Raw genomic sequence first — 22,283 nt, 5'->3', positions numbered from 1 at the left:
ACCGGGCCTCCAGTCCGTCGTCAGTCCGACCAGCGTCAGCGGTTGAAGAACAGCAGCCCGCGCGCGTAGCCGGCCTGCCCGGCGTGCTGCGTGCAGTCGTCGAGGATGCTGACGAGGCGCGCGCCCGCGGTGACGGGCGGGTCCCACGCGTCGTCCACCACGGCGTCGAGGTCGTCCGGCCCGAGCGTGCCGAGGTACGCGACGGTCCGCTCGTGGACCGCGCGGAGGTACCCGGTGAGCAGCTCGCCGGACGCCCGCACCCGGCCGACGTCGTCCTGGGACATGCCGTAGCCGAGCGCCTCTGCCGGGAAGGGCAGCCCGAAGCGGTCGTACCAGCCGTCTGCGGTCCACACCTGCTCGGTGCCCGCGAGGTCCGCGACCTGCACGTCCTGCCCGCGCGCGATGTGCCAGGCGAGCCAGCCGACGGTGTTCGCGCCCGCTCCGGGGCGTGACGCGAGCTGGTCCTCGGAGAGCCCGTCGACGGCCCGCTCGACGGTCTCGGGCACGCGGGAGAACGCTTCGATGAGGAGTTCTGAGGGGGTCATGCCCCCGAACCTACGCCCGGGCGCGCAGCGCCAGTCCGACTCGTCAGGCGGAGGCGCCGGAGCGACGGGCGAGTGCGTTGCCGAACCGGGTGAACGCCTCGGCGAGGGCCTCGCGGGCGTCGGGGGCGATGACCTCACGGAACGCCGCCGAGTAGACGGCGCCGATCTGCTGGGCGATCGCCTCGCCGGACGGCGTCAGGTGGAGCAGGATGCTGCGGCGGTCGTCCGGGTTGGGGCGCCGCTCGATGTGACCGCCCTGCTCGAGCCGGTCGATGAGCGAGGTCATGGCACCGGTGGAGAGCTCGAGGTACTCGCCGGCACGCTTGGGCGTGACGCCCAGGTCGTCGGCCGACGCCAGGAAGAACACGAAGCGGCTGTCCGTCGGGTTGAGCCCCCGGATGCTGCTCTCGTGGTGGAGCACCCGCGAGTGCTGCGTCTGCAGCAGCCGGAAGGCGGTGACCAGGGCGGCGATGCCGTCGTCGGGGCGGGTCGGTACGGCGGACGTCGTGGGGGAGGTGGTCGGTACCGTACTGCTCATCGAGCAAGTATCTCACTGATCAAGACACTTCCGCTGTCCCCACCAGAGGGGGCATCCCTCGTCTTGTGAGTCACTCTCGGACGAAGTAACTTGATCGTCGTACCAACCAGTACACCGCACCACCCCGGCATGCAGCGCGACTCAAACCATCGCGGTCCCGGCCGAACCAACCGATCAGACCTCTTCTCCTCTGGAGCACCGCCATGCCTCGTGTCACTCCTCGTGCTGCCCGCCTCGCCGCCTGGATCGCCATCCCCGCCGCGCTCGTCGCCTCGGGCGCCGTCGTCTCCACCGCCTCGTACGCCGCGTTCTCCGCCACCACGGTGAACCCGACGAACAACTGGACCGCCGGCAACGTCGCCCTGACGGACGACGACAACAACACCGCGCTCTTCAACGCCACGGGTCTGAAGCCCGGCTCGACCGGCACGAACTGCATCACGGTGACCTCGACCGGCTCGCTCGCGTCGGCCGTGAAGCTCTACGCGACCACCCCGGCCACGACCAACGCGCTCTCGTCCAACATCACCGTCGCGATCGACCTCGGCACCGGCGGCGGCTTCGGTTCCTGCACCGGCTTCACCCCGGCCGCCACGAACAGCTCCGTCTACTCGGGCACGCTCGCCGCGTTCGGCACGTCGGCGACGAACTACGCCACGGGCGTCGGCACCTGGACCCCGACCGGCACCGCGACCGAGTCGAAGGTCTACCGCGTGAGCTACACGGTCTCGCCGACCGCGCCGAACTCGGTCATGAACGGCACCGCCTCCGTCGGCCTCACCTGGGAGGCCCAGAACAGCTGAGCCACCCCAGCACGCCCCCGGTCGAAGGCAACCATGGTCAGCATCGAAGTCAGCGGTGGACGCACACCGCACGATGCGCTCCACGACGCCGTCGACTGGGGGCGTGTCGTCGTCGCGACGGTCGCCCGCGGCGTGATCGCCACGCTCCTCGGCCTGGCGCTCTGGGCCGCAGCGCCCGCCGTCATCGGCTGGCTCCCCACCACGGTGATGACCGGTTCGATGGCGCCGCGGATCGTCCCCGGCGACGTCGTCGTCTCGCGTCCGGTGGCGCCCGCGGAGCTCCGGGTCGGCCAGGTCCTGCTCGCCGACGACCCGGACCAGGCCGGTCACCTCCGGATGCACCGCTTCGTCGACGCCGGACCGGACGGCTCCGTCGTCACCAAGGGCGACGCCAACCCCGAACGGGACTCGACCGCGATCACCCGCTCCGCGGTGCACGGCGTCGCGTTCCTGCGCATCCCGTTCGTCGGGACGCCGATCGTCTGGATGCGGGACGGAGCCTGGTCGAAGGTCGCGCTGCTGGTCCTCGCCGCCGCGGCGGTCCTCTGGCTCGCCACCGTCGACGGCTCGCTCCGACGGCTGGCCGCGGCCGTCCGCGACGAGGACGACGACGACCCGGACGGTCCCGGTCCCGATGCCGGCCACGGTCCGTCACCGCGGCACTGCCTGGAGGCCCACCCCTCGTCCGCCCCGCTCCTCCGGCCCGACGGTCGGTCCGGTCGCCACGCGCTGTCCGGGCCGATGCTGTCCGGGCAGGTGCTGTCCCGCCGCGCGCACCGCCGCCAGGTCCGCCGGCAGCGCCGACTGCGCGGCACCGGCGGGGTCGCCGCGGTGGTGCTGGTGGCCGGCGGGCTCGGCCTGCTGCTGCCGGCGCAGGCCGTCGCGGTCCCCTTCACCGCGAAGACCGTGAACGCGGGTCCCACCCTGACCGCGGCGACCGCGGTCGCGACGACGGCGCTCACCTGCAAGGCGAACGGCGACGGCAGCGTGAACATCGGGTTCACCTACGGGGGAGCGCCCGGCGTGGTCTCGTCCTTCGACGTGATGATGGGCTCCACCGTGGTCGGGACCGACGTCGGCACCGTGTCGTCCGTCCGCGTGGTCGGCAGCGGGATCCTCAACCTCGGCGCGACCGTCACCGTCGCCGTCCGGACCAACCTCGGCGGGACGTGGACCGCCACGAGCACCTCGACGACGAAGATCCAGACCGCCCTCGTCAGCACCAACCTCAGCTGCGGCTGACCGCGTTCTCCACAGGCGCGGGCGGGGTGTCCCGTGATGTCCGTGGGCGGCGCTAGCGTGACCGGCATGCGCATCCTGCACACCGGCGACTGGCACCTGGGCCGCTCGCTGCTCGGTGCCGACCTGCTCGAGCACCAGGCCGCCTTCCTCGACCACCTGGTCGGGGTCGTCGTGCAGCGCTCCGTCGACCTCGTCGTCGTCGCCGGTGACGTCTACGACCGCGCGATCCCGCCGGTCGACGCCGTGCGCATGCTGTCCTCCGTGCTCGAACGCCTGGCCACGGTCGCCACCGTCGTCGTGACCCCGGGCAACCACGACTCCGCCGTCCGGCTCGGGTTCGGTTCCGCGGTGATGAACGAGCGCGTGCGCATCCTGTCCGAGCCGGCGCGGCTCGCCGACCCCGTGCTCGTCGACGACCCGGACGGCCCCGTCGCCGTCTACGGCATCCCGTACCTGCAGCCCGACATGGTCCGGTACGCCCTGGCCACCGTCCCCGACGAACCGCTCGCCCGCTCGCACCAGGCCGTCGTCGGTGCCGCGATGCACCGCGTCCGGGCCGACCTCGCCGCGCGCCCCGGCACCCGCAGCGTCGTCGTCGCGCACGCCTTCGTGGGCGGTGCCGAGCCGAGCGACAGCGAGCAGGACATCCGCGTCGGCGGGGTGGACCGCGTCGCCGAGTCCACGTTCGACGGCATCGACTACGTGGCCCTCGGGCACCTGCACGGACCACAGCGTGTCGGCCACACCGACCGCATCCGGTACGCGGGCTCGCCGCTCGCGTTCTCCTTCGGGGAGCGGAACCACACCAAGTCGGTGACGCTCGTCGACCTCGACGCCTCGGGCGCGGTGTCCGTCGAGCTCCTCCCCACACCGGTGCCGCGGCCGCTCGTGGACGTCCGCGGACCGATCGACGCCATCGAGTCCGGCACCTTCGCCGAGCACGCCGACGCCTGGGTCCGGGTCGCCGTGACGGACACCGTGCACCCCGAGCGGATGTACGCCAGGGTCAAGGACCACTTCCCGCACGCCCTCGCCGTCACGCACGAACCCACCGACGCCCCGGCACGCACGACCACCCGCGCGGTCACGGCGACGTCCGACCCGGTCGAGGTCTCCGCCGACTTCGTGACCTTCGCCACCGGGGGCGCCCCGTCGGACGACGAACTCGTCGTGCTGCGTGACGCGTACGAAGCCGCGGTGGCGACGATGTCCGACCACGACCGGGCGGTGCGCTGATGTACCTGCACCGGCTCGAACTCCGCGCCATCGGCCCGTACCCGGACCTGGTCTCGATCGACTTCGCCGCGCTCGCCGCGTCCGGGGTGTTCCTGCTCGAGGGGCCGACGGGCTCGGGCAAGTCCACGATCATCGACGCCGTCGTGTTCGCGCTCTACGGCGGGCTGGCGGGCACCGACGTCAGCACCGACCGCCTGCACTCCCAGCACGCCGACCCCGCGGTCGAGCCCTTCGTCGAGCTCGTGTTCGAGACCGGCGCCGGGGTGTTCCGCGTCCGTCGCACGCCGCAGCACGACCGCCCCAAGCAGCGCGGCACCGGCACCGTGAAGCAGCAGGCGTCCGCGCAGCTCACCCGCCTGGCCAGCCCGACGGACCCCGCCGGCGAACCCGTCTCCGCCCGTGCGCAAGAGGTCGGCGCCGAGATCACGCGGATCATCGGGCTCGACCGCGCGCAGTTCCTGCAGACGGTGGTGCTGCCGCAGGGCGAGTTCGCGAAGTTCCTGAAGTCGCCGGGCGAAGACCGCCGCCGGCTCCTGCAGTCCCTGTTCGGCACCGAGGTCTACGACCGCACCGCCGACGAACTCGCCACCCGTCGCCGCGCCGCTGCTGCCGAGGTCGACGCCGCCGACGCCCGCGTGCGGGACGCCCTCGCCCGCTTCGCCGAGGCCTCGGGTCGTCCCAACGTGGACGAGCCGGCGGTCCCCGACGTCGCCGCCGACCTCCGGGCCGCTGCCGAGCACGCCGAGGTCCTCCGAGCGCAGGCCGCCCTGACCGCCACGGCCGCCGCCGAGCACGAACAGGCCGTCGTGCTCCGTGCCGCCGCCCTCGAGCGCCGTGCTGCGCTCCTGCGTCGTGTCGCGGCACTCGACGAGCAGTCCGCCACGGTGGCGGACGTCCGGCGGCGCCTGGCCGTCGCCGAACGTGCCGCGCGGGTCGGCGCCGTGGCGGACGGTCTCGACGCCGCCGAACAGCGTGCGTCCACCGCCGATGCGACGCGTGCTGCTGTGCGCGCCGAGCACGGCGTGACCGACGAGGACACCGCCGCCGAGCGCGACCGCCTGACCGAGGTCGTCAGCGGGGTCCGGCACCTGGTCGCCGTGGCCAGGGCGCTGCCGGGGCGTCGCGTCGCGCTCGACGCCGCCCGAGTGGACGCCGAACGCCTGGCCGCCCGACTGACCGAGCTCGACGCCGCGCTCGACGCCCGCCCGGCCGAACGGGCACGCGTCGTCGAGGCCGCGCGGACCGCAGCTGCCACGGCCGCCGGCGCCGATGCCGCCCAGCACCAGGCCGACGCCGTCGCCGAACTCCGTCGCGTGTCGGCGGAGCTCGTCGCGACGCGCGCCCGTGTCACCGACGGGGAAGCCGCGGTCACCGCCGCCCGTGTCGCCGCGGACCGTGCCCTCGACGCCGAGCAGCAGCTCCGCGAACGCCGCATCGCCGGCCTGGCGGGGGAGCTCGGCGCAGCGCTCCAGCCGGGTGACCCCTGCCCGGTGTGCGGCGCGGTGGAGCACCCCGCCGTCGCCACACCACAGGCCGACCACCCCACGCCGGCGCAGATCGCCGAGGCCGCCGCCGTCGCTCGCCGAGCCGACGACCTGCTCGCCGAGGCCGCCACCACCCTGGCGCTCGAGCGGGCCGAGCGTGACCGCCTCGTCAGCGTCCTCGGTGCGTCGAGCTCGGCCGACCTCGACGCCCGTGCCGCCGAAGCCGACGCGCGCCTCGCCGAGGCCCGCGCCGCCGCTGCTGACGTCGCCCGGCACGAACGCGCTCGCACGGCCCACGACGAAGCCACCCGTGCGCTCGAACACGACCGCAACGACGTCGACGCGCGCCGACAGGTCCTCCTCGCGACCACCACCGCGGACGCCGACCGCATCGAGCAGGACACCGCCGCGGTCGCCACGGCGCTGCACACGCTGACGGCGGACCTCGCCCACCTCGACGAGCAGCCCACGGCGCTGCCGGACGCGGTCGCCGCGATCGACCGTCGCGTCGAGGCCCTGCGGGCGGTCGCCACCGCCGACGAGCACGCCCGCGTCGCCGCGCGTGCCGTCGCCGAACGCCGGACCGAGGTCGACCGGGTCGTCGCCGAGCAGGAGTTCGCCGACGTCGCCGCCGCCCGGTCCGCCGTGCTCGCCCCCGACGACACCGAGCGGCTGCAGGAGCAGGTGCGGGCCGCCGACCGCGAGCGTGCGGTGGTGGACGCCGGCCTCGCAGAACCGGCCGTCGTCGCCGCGGCGCAGGACGACCCCGCCACCCTCGACCTCGACGCCGCCCGAGCCGCCAGGGTCCAGGCCACGGCCGCGCTCGAGGGCGCCGCGCGCGACGCCACCAGCACCGCCGACCGGGCCACGGCCGCCGACCGCTGCGCGACCGACGTCGAACGTGCGCTGACGGCCCGGGCGGGGACGTCCGCCCGCAGCCGCGCGGTGGTGCGCCTCGCCGACATCGCCGCCGGTGCCCCCGGCGTGAACCCGACGGGCATCACCCTCGGCACCTACGTGCTGATGCGCCGTTTCGAGGACGTCGTCGCGGCGGCGAACGACCGGCTCCGGGCGATGCTCGGCGGGCGGTTCGCCCTCGAGACCTCCGACGAGCGCGAGTCCGGCAGCCGGTCCCGTCGCACGGGCCTGGCGCTCGCGGTCCGCGACCACACCACGGACACCACCCGCGACCCCCGCAGCCTGTCGGGCGGCGAGACCTTCACGGTGTCACTGTGCCTGGCACTCGGGCTGGCGGACATCGTCCAGGCCGAGGCCGGCGGGGTCTCGCTCGGCACGCTCTTCGTCGACGAGGGCTTCGGCACGCTCGACCCCGAGTCGCTCGACGGCGTGATCGGGCAGCTGACCCGCCTGACCGCCGGCGGGCGCCAGGTCGGCATCGTCAGTCACGTCGAGGAGCTCAAGCAGCGGATCCCCGAGCGCATCGAGGTCCGCCGCGCTCCCGGTGGCGGGTCACGGGTGACGACGACGGTCTGACGGCCGACCCGTCGGTCGCTCGACGAGTCCGTCGCTCGACCGGTCGCTGGCTCGGGCCGTCAGGGCGTCGGCGTCGCCGAGGTGTCGACCGTGCCGTCCGGCGGCGGCAGGATGTCCGCCGCGATGAACGGGAACACCCAGGTGAAGAGCGCGAAGACGACGACGGCGACGAGCAGGAGCAGCTCGATGACCTTGAGGGCGGTCGGTCCGGGCAGGACCCGCCAGACGAACGGGAAGATCACTTGGCGGGCTCCGAGAGTTCCTTGGGGGTGCCTTCCGACGCGGGCATCCAGTAGTCGAGCTTGGCGTGCGTGACGAAGCGTTCCTTCGCGGACCACATCGGGTGGCAGGCCGTCAGCGTGAGCCAGCGGTCGTCACCGGTCGGCTCGACACCGGGCTTGTTCGGCACGGGGGCGATGGTCTCGACGTGGTCGGGGGTGACGATCTGGCTGTCGGTGACCCTGTAGACGTACCAGGTGTCGAAGTTCGTGGCCTTGTCGGTGACGCGCACCACGATGGCGTCGTCGGGCTTCAGGTCCGCGATCTGGTTCAGCGGCTTGCCGTAGGTGACGCGGTGGCCGGCGACGGCGAAGTTGCCCTCGGCGCCGGGCATCGCCGTGCCCTGGTAGTGGCCGAGCCCGATCGTGTTGAGGACCTTCTCACGATCGGTGCCCTCACCGATGGGCCGGTCGTAGTCCGCGCCGAACCGGGGGATCTGCATCGTGCCGAACACGGACGACAGCCCCGGCGGCTCCGCGAGCACGGGGGCGACCCCGCGGCGCTCGGTGCCGACCTCCGACGGCGGCTTCACCTGCTGCAGGTCCTGCACGAGCGCGGTCTGGTCGTGCACGGCGACCACGTCGGTCCACCAGGCGGTCCAGAGCACGTAGAGCCCCGTGGCGGCACCGGCGATGATGAGCAGCTCCGCGACGAGCGACAGCAGCGCGCCGCCGACCGTCTGGCGGGGCCGACGACGGGGTGAACGGGAGCGACCAACCTGTTCGTCCTGCGCGCCCCCGTGCGCGGGAAGGGTGTCGTGTGTGGTCACGTGGCTCCTGGTCCGGTCGTTCTGCGTCGCGGTGACGACGGGCTAGGTCTATCAGACCATGGTGACGCCCGGTCGAGGACGTTCTCCACCGAGTCGCTACCGTGGAGCGATGGAACACGTCATCCGTCAGTTCACCCCTGCCGACACCGAGGCGGTCGTCGCCGTGTGGGAGTCCTGCGGCCTGGTCCGTCCGTGGAACGACCCGCGGCGGGACATCGCCCGCAAGCTGACCGTGCAACCCGAGCTGTTCCTGGTCGCGACCGAGGCCTCGGTCGGCTCCGACCGCCCCGCCGTCGTCGCCGCGGGCATGGCCGGCTTCGACGGCCACCGCGGCTGGGTGAACTACCTGGCCGTCCGGCCCGACCTGCAGGGCTCCGGGCTCGGGCGCGCGTTCATGGCGGAGTTCGAACGGCTGCTCACCGACCTCGGCTGCCCGAAGCTGAACCTGCAGGTGCGGGCGGGCAACGAGCAGGTCATCGGCTTCTACGAGTCGCTCGGGTACACCGACGACCGGACGGTGTCGATGGGCAAGCGCCTGATCCCGGACGTCTGACGCAGGCGATCGCGCCCGACGCAGGCCAGCGCGAGCGCGCCCGACTCAGGCCAGCGCGAGCGTGACCGACGCCGTCAGCGCCAGGCCGATGCCGACCGCCTGCAGCACGGCGAGCCGCTCGCGCAGCACGACCCCGGCGAGCAGCACGGTGCCGATCGGGTAGAGCGCGTTGAGCACGCTGATCACCGGCAGCGTCGACGGGTCCGTGCTCGAGTGCAGCCCGGTCTGGATGAACACGTTCGCCAGGGCGTCGAACACCCCGCACGCCACGACCACCAGGGCGAGCCGACGGACCGAGCCGCCGACGGCCGTGGAGCCGGCCACGTCGGGAGCGCTGGACGCGGCGGTGACGCGGGAGGGGCCTCCCGTCCGGAGCGCGGCAGCGATCGCCGCGACCCCCAGCAGCACCGCCTGCAGCAGCCGCGCGACCAACAGCGGGGCCATGCCGGAGTCGGCCGGCGTCTCGTTGAAGGCCAGCACGATCCCGCCGAACCCGCACCCGGCCACCGCTGCCGTGACCACGCCGCGCGCGGTGAGCCGAGCGCCGCCGGGGTCCCGCACCGACGCCACGAGCACGACGGCCACGACCGCGACGACCAGCGCCCCGATCGCCACCGGCGACAGCACGGTCCCGCCCACGAGCGCGACGACGACCGGCACCACGGCGGCGAACACCGCGGTCAGTGGTGACAGCACGCTCATCGGGCCCATCGCCAGTGCCGCGTAGAGCAGGAGGACTCCGACCGCTCCGGAGACGCCGGCGACCGCGCCCCACAGGCCGGCCTGCCACGAGAACCGTCCGCCCACCACGGCCAGCGCGACCAGGAGCGGCACGATGCCCACGACGGCTGCGGACGCCGCGACGGTGACGGGCCGGAGCCGCCGCGAGGCCAGCCCGCCGAGGAAGTCCGCGAACCCGTACACGAGCGCCCCGCAGAGGCCCAGCACGACGGTGATCACGGGTCCCATCCTGCCGTGCCCGGTACCCTGCGCAGGTGAGCGTTCCCTACCACCGTCTCTTCCGCGTCGACGCCCGCTGGCGCTGGTGGCGTCCGCTCGTCGCCCTCGCGTTCCTCGCCGGGTGGTACCTGGTGTCCCAGATCCTCATCACGATCGCGTACTTCGTGCCGATCGGGGCCACGCAGGGGCCGCAGGGGCTGCTCGACCTCGAGCAGAGCCTGCAGAGCGGCGCGCTCGACCCGACGGACCCGATCGTGCTGTCGCTGTCCCTGGTGTCGCTCGTCGTGCTGCTGCCGGGGATCATGCTCGCGGTGAAGGTCGCGCGGCTCGGCCCGGCGAACACGCTCTCGTCGATCCGCTTCCGGGTCCGCTGGCGCTGGGCGGCGTGGTGCCTGCTGCCGACGCTGGTGATCGCGGTGATCATGTTCGTCGTCCAGACCCTCGGCATGTTCACGTTCGACGGTGGCCTCGGGTGGGACCACGACGCGATCGGGCAGTCGACCGTCTCCGTCCAGGCCCTCACCCTGACGATCGCGATGGTCGTCCTGCTCGTGCCGTTCCAGGGGGCAGCCGAGGAGTACGTCTTCCGCGGGTTCCTCATGCAGACCCTCGGCGCCTGGATCCCGTGGCGCAAGGTGGGCGCCGTCGTGGCCGTCCTCGTCTCCACCGTCGTGTTCGCCCTGCTGCACATCCCGAACGGCTACAACGTCTGGGGCATCCTCGACGTCGGGTCGTTCGGGCTCGTGGCCGCGGTCATCGTGCTCCGGACCGGCGGGCTCGAGGCCACCGTCCTGCAGCACGCCTTCAACAACATCATGATCTTCGTGCTCCAGGCGCCCGGGTGGTCGAAGGTCGACCTCGACTCCTCGAACGGCTCCTGGCAGAGCTGGCTCGTCACCCTGGTGACGTCGCTCTTCTACTGGGGCATGGTCGAGTTCCTCGCCCACTGGCGGAAGCTCGACCGCCGTTTCCCCGGCGCCGAGACCCCCCGGTTCCGTGGTGTGGTCCCCACCTGGGCAGGTGGCACACGCTGGGTCCGGCCAGGAGGCATCGGCTGGTCGGGCGCACCGGCTCGCTCCGAGGGGGTGGCCGGATCCACCGCCGCGGTCGCGCCCGCCGGGTCGGTCGCCAGCACCGGGCGCTGACCGCGCCCCTGTGGACAGCGGGATCGGTGTCGTCGGTCGCCCGTAGGCTGGAGTCATGAGCACCACCACGGCCGCCGTCGTGCCCGACGCGTCCCCGTCGCGCACCGCGGCGCTCGACGTCCTGCACCGGGTGTGGGGGTACGACGACTTCCGCGGGGAACAGGCGGCGATCATCGACCGCGTGGTGTCCGGGCAGGACGCCCTGGTCCTCATGCCCACGGGTGGCGGCAAGTCGCTCTGCTACCAGGTGCCCGCGCTCGTCCGCGACGGCGTCGGGGTCGTCGTCTCGCCGCTCATCGCCCTGATGCAGGACCAGGTCGACGCCCTCGCGGCCAACGGCGTCAAGGCCGCGTTCCTGAACTCCACGCAGGGCCCCGACGAGCGTGCCCGCGTCGAGCGTGCCGTCGTCACGGGGGAGGTCGACATGCTCTACCTCGCGCCCGAACGGCTCAAGCTCGAGTCCACCCGCGCGCTGCTCGACCGCGCCCGCATCGCCCTGTTCGCCATCGACGAGGCGCACTGTGTCGCGCAATGGGGCCACGACTTCCGCCCGGACTACCTCGAGCTGAGCGTCCTGCACGAGCGCTGGCCGACGGTGCCGCGGATCGCCCTCACCGCCACGGCGACCCCCCAGACGCACCGCGAGATCTCCGGCCGGCTCGGGCTGGACGACGCCGAGCACTTCGTCGCCGACTTCGACCGCCCGAACATCCAGTACCGGATCGAGCCCAAGACGGGTGCGCTCCAGCAGCTGCTGACGTTCATCCGCACGGAGCACAAGGGCGACGCGGGCATCGTGTACTGCCTGTCGCGCAACTCGGTCGAGCGCACGGCCGCGGCGCTCGTCGACCAGGGCATCCCGGCGCTGCCGTACCACGCGGGGCTCGACGTCCGGGTCCGCGAGCGCAACCAGTCCCGCTTCCTGCGCGAGGACGGCATCGTGATGGTCGCCACGATCGCGTTCGGCATGGGCATCGACAAGCCGGACGTCCGCTTCGTCGCCCACCTCGACCTGCCCAAGTCGCTCGAGGGCTACTACCAGGAGACCGGCCGCGCCGGGCGTGACGGTCAGCCCTCCACCGCGTGGCTGGCGTACGGGCTGAACGACGTCGTGCAGCAGCGCCGGATGATCGACCAGTCCGAGGGCGACGCCGCCCACCGTCGTCAGCTCAGCGCACACCTCGACGCCATGCTCGCGCTCTGCGAGACGATCGAGTGCCGCCGGGTGCGGCTGCTCGCGTACTTCGGGCAGGAATCGACCGCGTGCGGCAACTGCGACACGTGCATCGCCCCGCCTGAGTCCTGGGACGGCACCGTGCCCGCGCAGAAGCTCCTGTCGACCATCGTCCGGCTCGACCGCGAGCGCGGCCAGCGGTACGGCGTCGCGCACCTCGTCGACATCCTCATCGGCAAGCAGTCGCCGCGCGTGCAGGAGCTCAAGCACGAGTCCCTCGCGACCTTCGGCATCGGCGCCGACCTGTCCGAGGGCGAGTGGCGCACCGTGGCTCGGCAAGTGCTCGCGCAGGGCTACGCCGCGGTGTCCGGCGACGGCTTCGGCACGCTCGTCCTCAGCCAGAGCAGCGCCGAGGTCCTGGCCGGCCGCGTGCAGGTGCTCATGCGCCGCGACCCGGTCAAGGCACCCCGAGCCAGCCGCGGCCGCCGCACGGTCGTCTCGGACATGCCGCAGGAAGCCGTCGGACTGTTCGAGGCACTGCGCGCGTGGCGTGCAGCGCAGGCCCGTGAGCAGGGCGTCCCCGCGTACGTCGTCTTCAACGACGCGACCCTCCGGGGCATCGCGGCGGTCCGACCGTCCGACGTCGACCAGCTCGCCGAGATCTCCGGCGTCGGTGCCGCGAAGCTCGAGTCCTACGGTCGCGCGGTGCTCGACGTGGTGGCCGCCGCGGACTGACTCCCGGGTCCATGCCGTTCGCGGCATGTGGTCGTCCTGCCCCTGGCTACACTCGGTACCTCTCGCCCCGAGGAGGCTGCAGGTGACCGGTTCGTCGATGCTCGCCACCGTGCTCGGTCGCGGGGTGGTGGCACCGCTGGCACGGGTGCTCTGGCGGCCGCGGATCGTGGGCCGGAAGAACGTCCCGAAGCGCGGCGCGGTCATCCTGGCGAGCAATCACCGGTCCTTCATCGACTCCCCGGCGATCACGATCATGGCGCCGCGCAAGGTGTCGTTCCTGGCGAAGCAGGAGTACTTCACCGGGACGGGGTTCCGCGGCGGGGTGTCCCGCGCGTTCTTCGGGGCGATCGGCGCGATCGGCGTCGAGCGTGGTGCGGGTGCCGCGGCACAGCAGGCCCTCGACCTCGGGCTCGCCCGCCTGCAGGAGGGCGAGGCCTTCGCGATCTACCCGGAGGGAACCCGCTCGCTCGACGGTCGGATCTACCGCGGGCGCACCGGCGTCGCCTGGCTGGCCCTGACGAGCGGGGCGCCCGTCGTGCCCGTCGCGCTCACCGGGACCGAGGACGTACAGCCCGTCGGCTCCCGCGTCCCGAAGCTCGCCCGCGTGACGATCGAGTTCGGAGCCCCGCTCGACCTGTCGTCCTACGGTGAGGCGTCGTCCGGACGTGCGCGACGACACGCGACGGACGCGGTGATGACGGCCATCCAGGCGATGAGCGGGCAGGAGCCCGCGAATGCCTACAACAACCCGCCGGCGACCATCGTCGAGCGGGTCCGTCGGGCGCTGCACCGCGACGACCCGAGCGAGGCCGTCGAGCCCGACTGAGCACCGACGATGCTCCCGCTATTGCAGATACGAAATATCAGTGCTTGAATGGGGACCGTGCCCACGCCGGGCACGGTCCCGCCGCCCGAACACGGATCAGGGACCTCACCCCGTGATCGGAAGGTCAGCAGCATGTCCTCCACCCCGCTCTTCGACGCCGTCTCCCGGCGGCACGACCGTGCCACCCTCGCCGGACCGCGCCCCACGGCGACTCCCGTCGCAGCTCCGTCGCCGGCTCCCACCTCGCCGCTCTCGGCTCCCGTCGCAGCCGCACGGTCCACACTCGTCCCCGCTGCGCTCGTCGCCGCGATCGACGACATCCCCGTCCGGGTCGCCTCCGCGCTCCCGCAGGTGGTCAGCGTGCGTCCGGAGCAGCTCGTGCTGGTCGAAGCCGTCGCCGACGCCCTGACCCGCGCCGTCGTGGACGCCGTCGCGGTGGAGCTCGACCGCATCCACGCCGACGGCGCCGTCCGCGTCTGACCCGCTCCGCTGCCTGATGACGACGAACGACGCGCTGCCCAAGCGTCCGCGCGGGGCCGAACGCCGCGCAGCGAACACCGAGGCAGCACGGACCTCGCGTGCGTCGCGTCCGCTCCGCAGCTCCGGGCCCGCCACGGGTCCGTTCCAGTCCTCCGGTGCGGCGGTGTCCCCTCCCGCCGCGCCGGAGCCCAGCCGTCGGCGCCGTCGGGCTGTCCCACTGACGGCCACCGCGGTCGCCGCCTGCCTGTTCGTGACCGTCGCGTCGCCGCAGTCGGCCCTCGCGACGCCGACCGACGCCGTCTCCGACACCACCGCGCCGATCGCCGCGATGGACGCGCAGGAGTACCGCACCACGGGGTCCGCGCCGATCGACGTCGACCGCGACGGCTTCTCCGTCGAGCGTGCGCCCAGCCGGGTACCACGTGGCATCCTCGGCGCAGCGCTCCCGGACGGCACCGCGGTCGCGCGTCCGGTCGACGGCTCTGTGCCCGCTGCGGGTGGCTTCGGCTCGCGGTGGGTCGCGGGGTGCGGAGCGTGCTCGACGAACCACGAGGGGCTCGACTTCGCCGCCCCCATCGGGACCCCGGCCATCGCGGCGACGTCCGGGGTGGTCGTGTCGGCCGGTGTGCTCGGCGGCTACGGCAACCAGGTCCTCGTGCAGCACGCCGGCGGTCTGCAGACGCGCTACGGCCACCTGTCCCAGATCGCTGTCCGTGTGGGGCAGGTCGTGACCGCGGGGGAGCGCATCGGGGCGGTCGGCAACACCGGCGTCTCGACCGGCCCCCACCTGCACTTCGAGGTCATCGTGTCGGGCCGCCCCGTCGACCCGGCGGTCTGGCTCCGGGCGCGCGGGCTCCTCTGAGAACCGGGCGTCGTCGCCGCGTACCGTTCGACGAGCCGTCGGCACCGAGCCGACCGGCAGGACGGAGACCCACGGTGCGCGTGACGGTGTTGGGAACAGGGGCCATGGGAGCCGGAGTGGCGCAGTCGCTCCTGCGCGAGGGACACGACGTGACGGTGTGGAACCGGAGTCGTGCGCGTGCCGAACCCCTGGCAGAGCACGGTGCGACCGTCGCCGACGACCCGGGCAGCGCCGTCGCCGAGGCCGAGGTCGTCCTGCTGACGCTCTTCGACGCCGATGCGGTGGTCGACGTCCTCGAGCAGGCCGCCGGGGACGCACCCACGGACACCGTCTGGGTGCAGGCCTCGACGGTCGGCGTCGAGGGCAGCGACACCGTCGTGCAGATCGCGGCGAAGTACGGCGTCACCCTGGTCGAGGCCATGATGCTCGGCACGAAGACCCCCGCGGAGCAGGGCAAGCTCACGATGCTCGCCGCCGGCCCCTCGGCGACGCTGGACGCCATCGACCCGGTGCTCGACGCGATCGGCGCCAAGACCGTCCGTGCCGGCGAGCGGGTCGGGGAGGCCACCGCGCTGAAGCTCGCCGCCAACGCCTGGATCGCCTCGATCACGGCGGCGACCGGGCAGTCCCTCGCCATCGCGCGGGCGCTCGGCATCGACCCGTCGCTGTTCCTCCAGGCCATCGAGGGCTCGGCGAGCGACTCCGCCTACGCCCACACGAAGGGCGCGTCGATGATGTCCGGGGAGTTCCCCGCGCAGTTCGCCCTCGACGGGCTCCGGAAGGACATCGGCCTGATCACGGACGCCGCACGGGCGAACGGGGTGTCGACGACGCTCCTCGACGCGCTCGGTCGGGTCTACGCCGACGCCAGTGCTGCCGGCCACGGCAAGGACGACATCGCGGCGGTCAGCACGGCCTTCTGAGCAGCACGCCGCACTAGTCGCGGCGGAAGAGCCGTCGGAGTCTCGTCCCGAGGCGTCCGACGGCTTCGTCGTTCATGATGTTGGCGAGGTCGAAGGCCTCACGTGCCGGGTCGGAGCCGTCCCGGATGCGTCGGAGTGCGGCGTCAGCCCGGGCCCGCGCGTCGAGCTCGGCGAGGGGCATGTCGTCCTCGGGCTCGCGGGGCCGGGGTTCCGTCATGACTGCAGGCTACGCGTGCTGCGGTGAGCCATCCGAGGGTGCGGGACGCTCCGCACGCGGCGGCACGGACCGGGGCCCGTCGGCGCGCCTGGCCGTCTTGTCGGCGTCGATCTCGTCGACGACCGAGGCCATCTCCTCGAGGAACTCCACGACGACGGCCATGTCCATCGAGGGCAGGTGCTCGGCCACGGTGAAGGCGCGGGTGTCCAGCTCGTCGATGACGGTGAGGGCACGGCGCATCGACGACCCCGACGCGCTGAGGATGACCCCACGGCGGTCGTTCGGGTCGGGTCGGCGCTCGACGTGCCCGCTCTGGACGAGTCGGTCGACGAGTGCGGACGTGGATGCCGGGGTGATCTGCAGGCGTTCCGCGAGCTCCTTGGCGTTCACCGCGTGGCCGTCGGACTCGGCGTCGACCAGGACGCGGAGCGCCAGGAGCGCGTTCTCGCCGATCCCCAGGGCTTCTCGGGCGCGACGCTGCGCGGCGCTCTCGGCCGTGCGGTACCGCCGGAGGGCGTCGAGCACGTCCGTTGCGTCGACCCGGGACCTGGTGCCGTACCAGTGCCCCATGGTGTTCGTCGTCACCTCGGAACTCATGATCGTGATTCTAGGCTGCCTAGTTAGGTTGTCTAGCGATCAAGCCGGTCCGCGCGTTCGCAACACCCGTGACGCGGCCCCGAAACACCGACGCAATGCGGGCTCAGTAGGTTCACGGGATGCAGGAGCCGCGGTGCTGAGCCGACTCGCCGGGAGTGTGTTCCGCGTCGGTGCCGCGGTCGAGCGCGCGGACGTGATCGCTCGGCTGCTCGACGTGTACCTGACGCGGTCCGATCCGGCCACGGGCGCCGGCGAGCCCGCGATCGCGCGGGAGCTCCGCGTGGTCGCCGGAGCGGCGATCCGTCCAGCGACCGTCCTCGACCGCTCGACGACCCTCGAGGCGCTCGCACTCGACCGGCACGAGCCGGCCTCCATCGCGAACGCCGTGGCCGTGGCGCGGGACGACGCCCGCCGAGCCCGGGACGTCGTGTCGACCGAGCTCTGGGACTGCCTCAACGTCACGCGGTCGCGGATGCCCCGCAAGATCGCCGGTGGCCGGGAGCACGAGTTCCTCGGCTGGGTGCGCGAGCGCAGTGCCCTGGCGATCGGCGTGGTCGAGGGCGACGCCAGCCGCGACGAGGTCTGGGAGTTCTTCACGCTCGGTCGGTCCCTGGCCCGCTGCGCTGCCACCGCGCGGCTCCTGGCGTCCGACCTGCTCGAACCGACGTCCGCCACGTCGTGGGGCACCGCGCTCCGGGCGTGCGGTGCCGGCGAGGCCTTCCACCGTGGGTCCCGCCCGGGGGCACCCGCCGCCGAGGCCGCGGCGTTCCTGCTCCTCGACGCGCGCAGCCCACGCTCGGTGCTGTTCCTGACGCAGCGGGCCGAGGAGTGCCTGGCGGACGTCGCGTCGAGTGCCGTGACCGAGGAGCTCGCGGAACTCCGCGACGCCCGGCGGGCACTCCAGCGGATCCCGCCAGCCGAGGCGCTCGATGCGGCCAGGGGCGCCGGTGCCCGGCTCGCCGCGGTCGCGGAACGCGTCGCCACTGCCCTCGAGGACCGCGTCTTCGCCGCCGCCGAACCCGCGCGCTGACGTCCGGAGCGCGGACCCGCGCACCCACCGGACGGGAGGCTCGGTGGCGGACCGGTGGGGAGCCTCCTGTCCGGTGGGGTGCCGGACCGTCAGGAGGCGCTGGAGCGGTCGGCGACCGCCTCGTCCCGCTGCAGGTCGTCACGGACCTCGGCGGCTGACCTGGGCGCGCCGACCACCGGGATCGAGTGGGTCACGGCGAGGTGGAGCCGCGAGTCGGCGTCGTACCGGAGGCGGAAGTGCTCGTGCCGGACGAGCCAGACGAGCGCGATCGCCAGCGCGACGAAGCCGGACGCGGCACCGACGCCGATCGCCCAGCGGGGGCCGAAGGCGTCCGCGACGGCGCCGACCACGGGGGCGCCGATCGGGGTGCCGCCCGCGAAGATGGCCATGTAGAGCGCCATCACACGGCCGCGCATCGCCGCGCTTGTGGTGGTCTGGACGAGGGCGTTCGCGGTGGTCATGAACGTCAGCGACGCCAGGCCGACGAAGACGAGCACGATCGCGAAGGTCCAGTACGTCGGAGCGAGCGCCGCCGCGGTGCACGCGAGCCCGAAGCCGCCGGACGCGATGACGAGCAGGCGCATCCTGGGGCGCTCGCGGCGGGCGGAGAGGAGCGCGCCGAGCACCGAGCCGACCGCCATCACCGAGCTGAGCAGGCCGAACTCGCTGGCACCCTTGTGGAACTCCACCCGCGCCATCGTCGAGGTGAAGATCGGGAAGTTCACGCCGAACGTGCCGACGACGAAGATCATCGCGAGGACCACGATGATGTCCGGTCTGGTGCGGACGTACCGGAAGCCGGCGACGATCTGGCCCTTGCCGCGCTTGGCCTTCGGCCGGTCCGCGAGCTGTTCGGGGTCGACGAACGCCAGGGCGCCGAGGACCGCTGCGAACGACGCCGCGTTGATGATGAACACCCAGCCGGACCCGACCGCGGCGATCATCACGCCGGCGACCGCTGGGCCGATGAGCCGGGCGGCGTTGAACGAGGCGGAGTTCAGCGCGACGGCGTTCGAGACCTGTTCGCCGGTGACCACGTCGGAGACGAAGGCCTGGCGGACCGGGGTGTCGAAGGCCGCCACGATGCCGAGCGCCAGGGCGAAGCCGTACAGCCAGAGCAGGGTCGCCGTCTCGGTGACGACCATGATGCCGAGGCCCAGGCCGAGCAGCCCCATCAGCGCCTGCGTGACCATGAGCGTGCGGCGGCGGTCGAAGCGGTCGGCGACCAGGCCGGTCCAGGGGAGGAGCAGGAGCTGCGGTCCGAACTGCAGCGCCATCGTCGTGCCGACCGCGATCGCGTCGTTGTGGGTGAGCTGCGTCAGGACGATCCAGTCCTGCGCGGTGCGCTGCATCCAGGTGCCGACGTTGGACACGAGTGCCCCGGCGAACCAGATGCGGTAGTTGCGTCCCGAGAGGGACCGGAACATGGCGGTCACGGCTGGGCCAGCCTCCTCATGATGTCGGTGGCCTCGGTGAGCACGCGGCGTTCGGCGGGCGTGAGCACCGCCAGGCGCGGGGTGAGCCAGTCGTCGCGGCGACGTCGGGTCTCGACGACGACGTCCGCCCCGGCCGGGGTCGTCGCGATGAGCACCTTGCGGCGGTCGTCCCCGTGGTCGGCCTTCGTCGCGAGGCCGAGCTCGACCAGGGCGGCGACGGTCTTCGTCATCGAGGGTGGGGTGACGCCCTCGTGCCGGCTCAGGTCCGCCAGGGTCAGCGGGCCCTCGCGGTGCAGGCGTGCGAGGGCGGAGAACACCGCGTCGCTCATGGTGCTGTCGGCCTTCTGCGCACGCAGGGTCCGGGAGAGCCGGTTCACGGCCACGCGGAGGTCGGTGCTGAGGTGCGTCACCTCGTCAGCCTAACTCATTAGTTCAGTGAACGAACTGGTTGGGCCGCGGTGCGCATCGCAGGTGTACCGTGCGACGTATGGGCAACAGGTGTTGCCGAGGATTGGAGCAGGTCATGTCCGAGTTCGAGGGCAAGGTCGCCGTCGTCACCGGTGGCGGCAGCGGCATCGGCGAGGCCATCGCGAAGGAGCTCGCTGCGGCGGGCGCGCGGGTCGTCGTCACCGACATCAAGCAGGACGCCGCCGAGCGGGTCGCCGGCGCGATCGAGTCGGCCGGTGGGACCGCCGTGGCGTTCACGGCGAACTCGGCCGTCGCCGCCGACAACGAGCGCGCCGTGCAGTTCGCGGTCGACACGTACGGCGGGCTGCACCTCGCCGTGAACAACGCCGGCATCGGGGCCGCCCCGCAGCCGATCGGCGAGTACGACGTCGCCGCCTGGGACCGCGTCCGTGGGGTGGACCTCGACGGCGTCTTCTACGGGCTGCGCTACGAGATCCCGGCGATGCTCGCCTCCGGTGGCGGCGCGATCGTGAACATGTCGTCGGTGCTCGGCTCGGTCGGGCTCGCGCAGAACGCGGCCTACGTGGCCTCGAAGCACGCGCTCGTCGGCCTGACGAAGGTCGCGGCGCTCGAGTACACGGCGCAGGGCATCCGCACGAACGCCGTCGGCCCGGGCTTCATCGACACGCCTCTGGTGCGGTCGTCCCTGTCCGCTGAGCAGCTCTCCGCGCTCGAGGCCGAGCACGCCGCGAAGCGCCTCGGCACCGACGCCGAGGTCGCCGCGCTGGTGCTGTTCCTGCTCAGCGACAAGGCCTCGTTCATCAGCGGGAGCTACCACCTGGTCGACGGCGGGTACTCCGCGCACTGAGGGTGGTGCGGAGCGCGCGCGGGTGGTTCCGCGCGTGGTGGGTTGTTCCGCGCGTGGTGGGCTTCCGCGTGTGGGTCCTCCTGCGCGTAGGGGATCGTTCCCGGCATGGTAGGTCGAATCGCGCGTAGCGGGTCGGATGTTCCGTCCCCCTACGCGCGATTCCGCTTGCCACCGCGGGCGATGTGGGAAGGAACGCGCACCACAGGCGCCGGACTGGAGGCTCGACTCGCGGTGCCGACGTCGGGAACGCGAGTGGGGCCTCCAGTCCGGTGCCGTGGCTGACTACACGAGGACCGCGTCGTGCGGGAGCAGGGCGTGCACGCCCCAGGTGCGGTTCGCGACCTGGGTGACGCGCATGCTGACGGCGACGCTGGCCATGGCGAGTGCCTGGGCGCGGGTGATGTCGTGCGTGCCGGCGATCCAGTCCACCATCCGGTCCAGCGCGGTCGCGGTCGCAGCGTTGAGGTCGGCGTCGAAGCCGAACGTGATGCGGCCGGCCGGGGTGTCGGCGTGGATGCCCTCGACCGGCGCCGCGTCGAGGAGCGAGAGCGTCATCGTCGTGGTCATGCCGCACTCGACCGCGGTGCCCGAGACCTCGCCGTCGCCCTGGGCGGCGTGGCCGTCGCCGACGAAGAGCAACGCCTCGGGGACCGTGACGGGCAGGTAGAGCGTCGCGCCGGCCACGAGCTCGCGGCAGTCGATGTTGCCGCCCCCGACCGGGCGGGGCGGGATCGTGGAGTGCTCGCCGGTGGCCTCGGGCGGCAGGCCGACGACCCCGAGGAACGGTGCCGTGCGGACCCCGAGCCCGAGCTGGTTGTGCGCGGTGCCCCCGGCGACGTCGATGTCCCAGAGGAGCGGCCCGCGCGTGGACGGATCGGCCAGTCCGAGCGCTCGGTTCAGCTCGGTGTCGACGCCACCCGAGCCGGTGTAGCCCCAGTCGTCCGGCACGAGGTCGTCGAAGTGGATCGCGAGGACCTGGCCGGGGCGCGCACCCTCGAGGGCGATCGGGCCGACCAGGCAGTGGCCTCGGCGCGGGTCGATCAGGGTCGGGACGTCAACGCCCGGTTCCCGCTGGCGTTCGGTGTAGCCGGCCGCGCTCAGCGTGTGGACCGTGACGGTGTCGCCGGGGGAGGCGGTGAGCACGGGGGAGCGCTCGGCCGTGAAGACGTCGACAGCGGTGGCGGGGGAGCTCTCGAGGCGGTGATGGGTCACGTGCCGATCATCCCAGGCGGGGTGGTGAGGCGCCGGGGGGCTGCGAGACAGGGATGTCTGCGCGACGGGGGTGTCTGCGCGAGACGCCTCGGGACGAACGAGACGCCGCCAGGATCGGCGGCGTCTCGACGGTGGGACGGGGTCTCGCGCAGACGCCGGTGTCTCGAGTCGAGACACCGGCGTCACATCGCTCAGTGGAACTGCGGGATCGTCATCCAGATGCCGTAGAGGACCGCGGCGACGCACACGGCGAAGCAGAGCCCGGCACCGGCGAGGGCGATCGGCGGCGTGGTCCCGCTGCGGGGCGTCTCCTCGCTGTACTGCGTCTTCTCGCCGCCCGCATCGGCCGGTTGACCGACCCCGAGCAGCCGGAGGCCGAGTGTGTACAACAGGACGACCCCCACGGCCGCCACGAATCCCACGCCGGCGACGGTCGCGATCGCGCTGAAGTCGATGGTCATCAGGGT

24 protein-coding genes are annotated in these 22,283 nt (G+C 73.0%); 13 read left to right on the top strand and 11 right to left on the bottom strand.

All coding sequences use genetic code 11. The annotated features are described in order from the left end of the window. Positions 1-35 precede the first annotated feature (35 nt). Together ITJ54_RS09340 and ITJ54_RS09335 are read right to left on the bottom strand one after the other, a co-directional pair. The gene (locus tag ITJ54_RS09340) at positions 36-545 is read right to left on the bottom strand and encodes a mycothiol transferase (RefSeq protein WP_194627631.1); all 510 of its coding nucleotides are present in this window, start codon (positions 543-545) and stop codon (positions 36-38) included. A 43-nt stretch (positions 546-588) separates the two neighbouring features. Continuing rightward, a complete protein-coding gene (locus tag ITJ54_RS09335; protein ID WP_194627629.1) occupies positions 589-1,083 on the bottom strand; it encodes a MarR family winged helix-turn-helix transcriptional regulator in 495 nt (164 codons plus the stop codon). Between the two features lie 203 nt (positions 1,084-1,286). Here ITJ54_RS09335 and ITJ54_RS09330 point away from each other — a divergent pair, with 203 nt between their 5' ends. The 4 genes from ITJ54_RS09330 to ITJ54_RS09315 all read left to right on the top strand — a co-directional run bounded on the left by ITJ54_RS09330 (position 1,287) and on the right by ITJ54_RS09315 (position 7,342). Continuing rightward, positions 1,287-1,886, top strand: coding sequence for a hypothetical protein (locus ITJ54_RS09330; protein ID WP_194627627.1), 600 nt, complete (start codon positions 1,287-1,289; stop codon positions 1,884-1,886). 33 nt (positions 1,887-1,919) lie between these two features. Then, a complete protein-coding gene (locus ITJ54_RS09325; protein ID WP_194627626.1) occupies positions 1,920-3,128 on the top strand; it encodes a S24/S26 family peptidase in 1,209 nt (402 codons plus the stop codon). A 66-nt stretch (positions 3,129-3,194) separates the two neighbouring features. Then, complete coding sequence (locus tag ITJ54_RS09320; RefSeq protein ID WP_194627624.1) at positions 3,195-4,364, top strand: metallophosphoesterase family protein; 1,170 nt, start codon at positions 3,195-3,197, stop codon at positions 4,362-4,364. Further along, positions 4,364-7,342: an AAA family ATPase gene (locus ITJ54_RS09315; RefSeq protein ID WP_194627622.1), complete on the top strand. Its 2,979-nt coding sequence runs from the start codon at positions 4,364-4,366 to the stop codon at positions 7,340-7,342. Before ITJ54_RS09320 ends, ITJ54_RS09315 begins: the two co-directional genes overlap by 1 nt. A 59-nt stretch (positions 7,343-7,401) precedes the next feature. On the opposite strand, the gene ITJ54_RS09310 is transcribed toward ITJ54_RS09315, so the two are convergent. Continuing rightward, positions 7,402-7,584: a hypothetical protein gene (locus tag ITJ54_RS09310; RefSeq protein ID WP_228509290.1), complete on the bottom strand. Its 183-nt coding sequence runs from the start codon at positions 7,582-7,584 to the stop codon at positions 7,402-7,404. Then, on the bottom strand, positions 7,581-8,390 hold the full coding sequence (locus ITJ54_RS09305) for a class E sortase (protein WP_323741662.1): 810 nt from the start codon (positions 8,388-8,390) through the stop codon (positions 7,581-7,583). The genes ITJ54_RS09310 and ITJ54_RS09305 overlap by 4 nt, the downstream gene beginning before the upstream one ends. Before the next feature lie 109 nt (positions 8,391-8,499). On the opposite strand from ITJ54_RS09305, the gene ITJ54_RS09300 reads away from it, so the two are divergent. Further along, complete coding sequence (locus ITJ54_RS09300) at positions 8,500-8,943, top strand: GNAT family acetyltransferase (RefSeq protein ID WP_194627620.1); 444 nt, start codon at positions 8,500-8,502, stop codon at positions 8,941-8,943. Between the two features lie 45 nt (positions 8,944-8,988). Here the strand turns inward: ITJ54_RS09300 and ITJ54_RS09295 are convergent, their stop codons facing one another. Further along, positions 8,989-9,903: an EamA family transporter gene (locus ITJ54_RS09295; protein WP_194627618.1), complete on the bottom strand. Its 915-nt coding sequence runs from the start codon at positions 9,901-9,903 to the stop codon at positions 8,989-8,991. 35 nt (positions 9,904-9,938) lie between these two features. On the opposite strand from ITJ54_RS09295, the gene ITJ54_RS18295 reads away from it, so the two are divergent. The 6 genes from ITJ54_RS18295 to ITJ54_RS09265 all read left to right on the top strand — a co-directional run bounded on the left by ITJ54_RS18295 (position 9,939) and on the right by ITJ54_RS09265 (position 16,048). Continuing rightward, the gene (locus ITJ54_RS18295) at positions 9,939-11,048 is read left to right on the top strand and encodes a CPBP family intramembrane glutamic endopeptidase (RefSeq protein ID WP_194627616.1); all 1,110 of its coding nucleotides are present in this window, start codon (positions 9,939-9,941) and stop codon (positions 11,046-11,048) included. A gap of 55 nt (positions 11,049-11,103) precedes the next feature. Continuing rightward, positions 11,104-12,957: a DNA helicase RecQ gene (gene recQ / locus ITJ54_RS09285; RefSeq protein WP_071274080.1), complete on the top strand. Its 1,854-nt coding sequence runs from the start codon at positions 11,104-11,106 to the stop codon at positions 12,955-12,957. A gap of 97 nt (positions 12,958-13,054) precedes the next feature. After that, positions 13,055-13,783 (top strand): lysophospholipid acyltransferase family protein, encoded by a 729-nt coding sequence (locus ITJ54_RS09280; protein WP_228509144.1) that lies wholly within the window; start codon positions 13,055-13,057, stop codon positions 13,781-13,783. A 132-nt stretch (positions 13,784-13,915) separates the two neighbouring features. Further along, positions 13,916-14,263: a hypothetical protein gene (locus ITJ54_RS09275; RefSeq protein ID WP_194627611.1), complete on the top strand. Its 348-nt coding sequence runs from the start codon at positions 13,916-13,918 to the stop codon at positions 14,261-14,263. 16 nt (positions 14,264-14,279) lie between these two features. Continuing rightward, complete coding sequence (locus tag ITJ54_RS09270; protein WP_194627609.1) at positions 14,280-15,125, top strand: M23 family metallopeptidase; 846 nt, start codon at positions 14,280-14,282, stop codon at positions 15,123-15,125. 74 nt (positions 15,126-15,199) lie between these two features. Beyond that, positions 15,200-16,048, top strand: a complete 849-nt coding sequence (locus tag ITJ54_RS09265; RefSeq protein ID WP_323741661.1) for an NAD(P)-dependent oxidoreductase — start codon at positions 15,200-15,202, stop codon at positions 16,046-16,048. Positions 16,049-16,061: 13 nt separating this feature from the next. Here ITJ54_RS09265 and ITJ54_RS09260 read toward each other — a convergent pair whose 3' ends face one another. Together ITJ54_RS09260 and ITJ54_RS09255 are read right to left on the bottom strand one after the other, a co-directional pair. Next, positions 16,062-16,265, bottom strand: coding sequence for a hypothetical protein (locus ITJ54_RS09260; protein ID WP_194627605.1), 204 nt, complete (start codon positions 16,263-16,265; stop codon positions 16,062-16,064). Between the two features lie 9 nt (positions 16,266-16,274). Beyond that, a complete protein-coding gene (locus ITJ54_RS09255; protein ID WP_194627603.1) occupies positions 16,275-16,862 on the bottom strand; it encodes a MarR family winged helix-turn-helix transcriptional regulator in 588 nt (195 codons plus the stop codon). Positions 16,863-16,995: 133 nt separating this feature from the next. On the opposite strand from ITJ54_RS09255, the gene ITJ54_RS09250 reads away from it, so the two are divergent. Further along, on the top strand, positions 16,996-17,892 hold the full coding sequence (locus ITJ54_RS09250) for an alpha-E domain-containing protein (protein WP_194627601.1): 897 nt from the start codon (positions 16,996-16,998) through the stop codon (positions 17,890-17,892). A gap of 89 nt (positions 17,893-17,981) precedes the next feature. Here ITJ54_RS09250 and ITJ54_RS09245 read toward each other — a convergent pair whose 3' ends face one another. Further along, positions 17,982-19,328: an MFS transporter gene (locus ITJ54_RS09245; protein ID WP_194627599.1), complete on the bottom strand. Its 1,347-nt coding sequence runs from the start codon at positions 19,326-19,328 to the stop codon at positions 17,982-17,984. Next, complete coding sequence (locus tag ITJ54_RS09240; protein WP_323741660.1) at positions 19,325-19,738, bottom strand: MarR family winged helix-turn-helix transcriptional regulator; 414 nt, start codon at positions 19,736-19,738, stop codon at positions 19,325-19,327. Before ITJ54_RS09240 ends, ITJ54_RS09245 begins: the two co-directional genes overlap by 4 nt. A 113-nt stretch (positions 19,739-19,851) precedes the next feature. Between ITJ54_RS09240 and ITJ54_RS09235 the strand changes: the two genes are divergently transcribed. Then, positions 19,852-20,604 carry an SDR family NAD(P)-dependent oxidoreductase gene (locus tag ITJ54_RS09235; RefSeq protein WP_194627597.1) on the top strand — a complete coding sequence of 251 codons (753 nt, stop codon included), beginning with the start codon at positions 19,852-19,854 and terminating at the stop codon, positions 20,602-20,604. 282 nt (positions 20,605-20,886) lie between these two features. Here ITJ54_RS09235 and ITJ54_RS09230 read toward each other — a convergent pair whose 3' ends face one another. Together ITJ54_RS09230 and ITJ54_RS09225 are read right to left on the bottom strand one after the other, a co-directional pair. Beyond that, entirely contained in the window at positions 20,887-21,816 is a 930-nt protein-coding gene (locus tag ITJ54_RS09230) for an acetamidase/formamidase family protein (protein ID WP_194627595.1), read from the bottom strand. A 191-nt stretch (positions 21,817-22,007) separates the two neighbouring features. Beyond that, positions 22,008-22,277 (bottom strand): hypothetical protein, encoded by a 270-nt coding sequence (locus tag ITJ54_RS09225; protein ID WP_194627592.1) that lies wholly within the window; start codon positions 22,275-22,277, stop codon positions 22,008-22,010. Between the last annotated feature and the right edge of the window lie 6 nt (positions 22,278-22,283).

The organism is Curtobacterium sp. VKM Ac-2865 (assembly GCF_015350905.1).
Classification (GTDB): Bacteria; Actinomycetota; Actinomycetes; order Actinomycetales; family Microbacteriaceae; genus Curtobacterium.
This window is presented reverse-complemented; position numbering and strand designations above follow the sequence as displayed.

Excerpts from the sequence above, each read along its gene's own strand:
- ITJ54_RS09270 (WP_194627609.1), top strand. The coding sequence starts at position 14,280 with ATGACGACGAACGACGCGCTGCCCAAGCGTCCGCGCGGGGCCGAACGC.
- ITJ54_RS09255 (WP_194627603.1), bottom strand. The coding sequence starts at position 16,862 with ATGAGTTCCGAGGTGACGACGAACACCATGGGGCACTGGTACGGCACC.
- ITJ54_RS09320 (WP_194627624.1), top strand. The coding sequence starts at position 3,195 with ATGCGCATCCTGCACACCGGCGACTGGCACCTGGGCCGCTCGCTGCTC.
- recQ (WP_071274080.1), top strand. The coding sequence starts at position 11,104 with ATGAGCACCACCACGGCCGCCGTCGTGCCCGACGCGTCCCCGTCGCGC.
- ITJ54_RS09340 (WP_194627631.1), bottom strand. The coding sequence starts at position 545 with ATGACCCCCTCAGAACTCCTCATCGAAGCGTTCTCCCGCGTGCCCGAG.
- ITJ54_RS09275 (WP_194627611.1), top strand. The coding sequence starts at position 13,916 with ATGTCCTCCACCCCGCTCTTCGACGCCGTCTCCCGGCGGCACGACCGT.
- ITJ54_RS09260 (WP_194627605.1), bottom strand. The coding sequence starts at position 16,265 with ATGACGGAACCCCGGCCCCGCGAGCCCGAGGACGACATGCCCCTCGCC.
- ITJ54_RS09225 (WP_194627592.1), bottom strand. The coding sequence starts at position 22,277 with ATGACCATCGACTTCAGCGCGATCGCGACCGTCGCCGGCGTGGGATTC.
- ITJ54_RS09335 (WP_194627629.1), bottom strand. The coding sequence starts at position 1,083 with ATGAGCAGTACGGTACCGACCACCTCCCCCACGACGTCCGCCGTACCG.
- ITJ54_RS09315 (WP_194627622.1), top strand. The coding sequence starts at position 4,364 with ATGTACCTGCACCGGCTCGAACTCCGCGCCATCGGCCCGTACCCGGAC.
- ITJ54_RS09330 (WP_194627627.1), top strand. The coding sequence starts at position 1,287 with ATGCCTCGTGTCACTCCTCGTGCTGCCCGCCTCGCCGCCTGGATCGCC.
- ITJ54_RS09280 (WP_228509144.1), top strand. The coding sequence starts at position 13,055 with ATGCTCGCCACCGTGCTCGGTCGCGGGGTGGTGGCACCGCTGGCACGG.
- ITJ54_RS09300 (WP_194627620.1), top strand. The coding sequence starts at position 8,500 with ATGGAACACGTCATCCGTCAGTTCACCCCTGCCGACACCGAGGCGGTC.
- ITJ54_RS09325 (WP_194627626.1), top strand. The coding sequence starts at position 1,920 with ATGGTCAGCATCGAAGTCAGCGGTGGACGCACACCGCACGATGCGCTC.
- ITJ54_RS09235 (WP_194627597.1), top strand. The coding sequence starts at position 19,852 with ATGTCCGAGTTCGAGGGCAAGGTCGCCGTCGTCACCGGTGGCGGCAGC.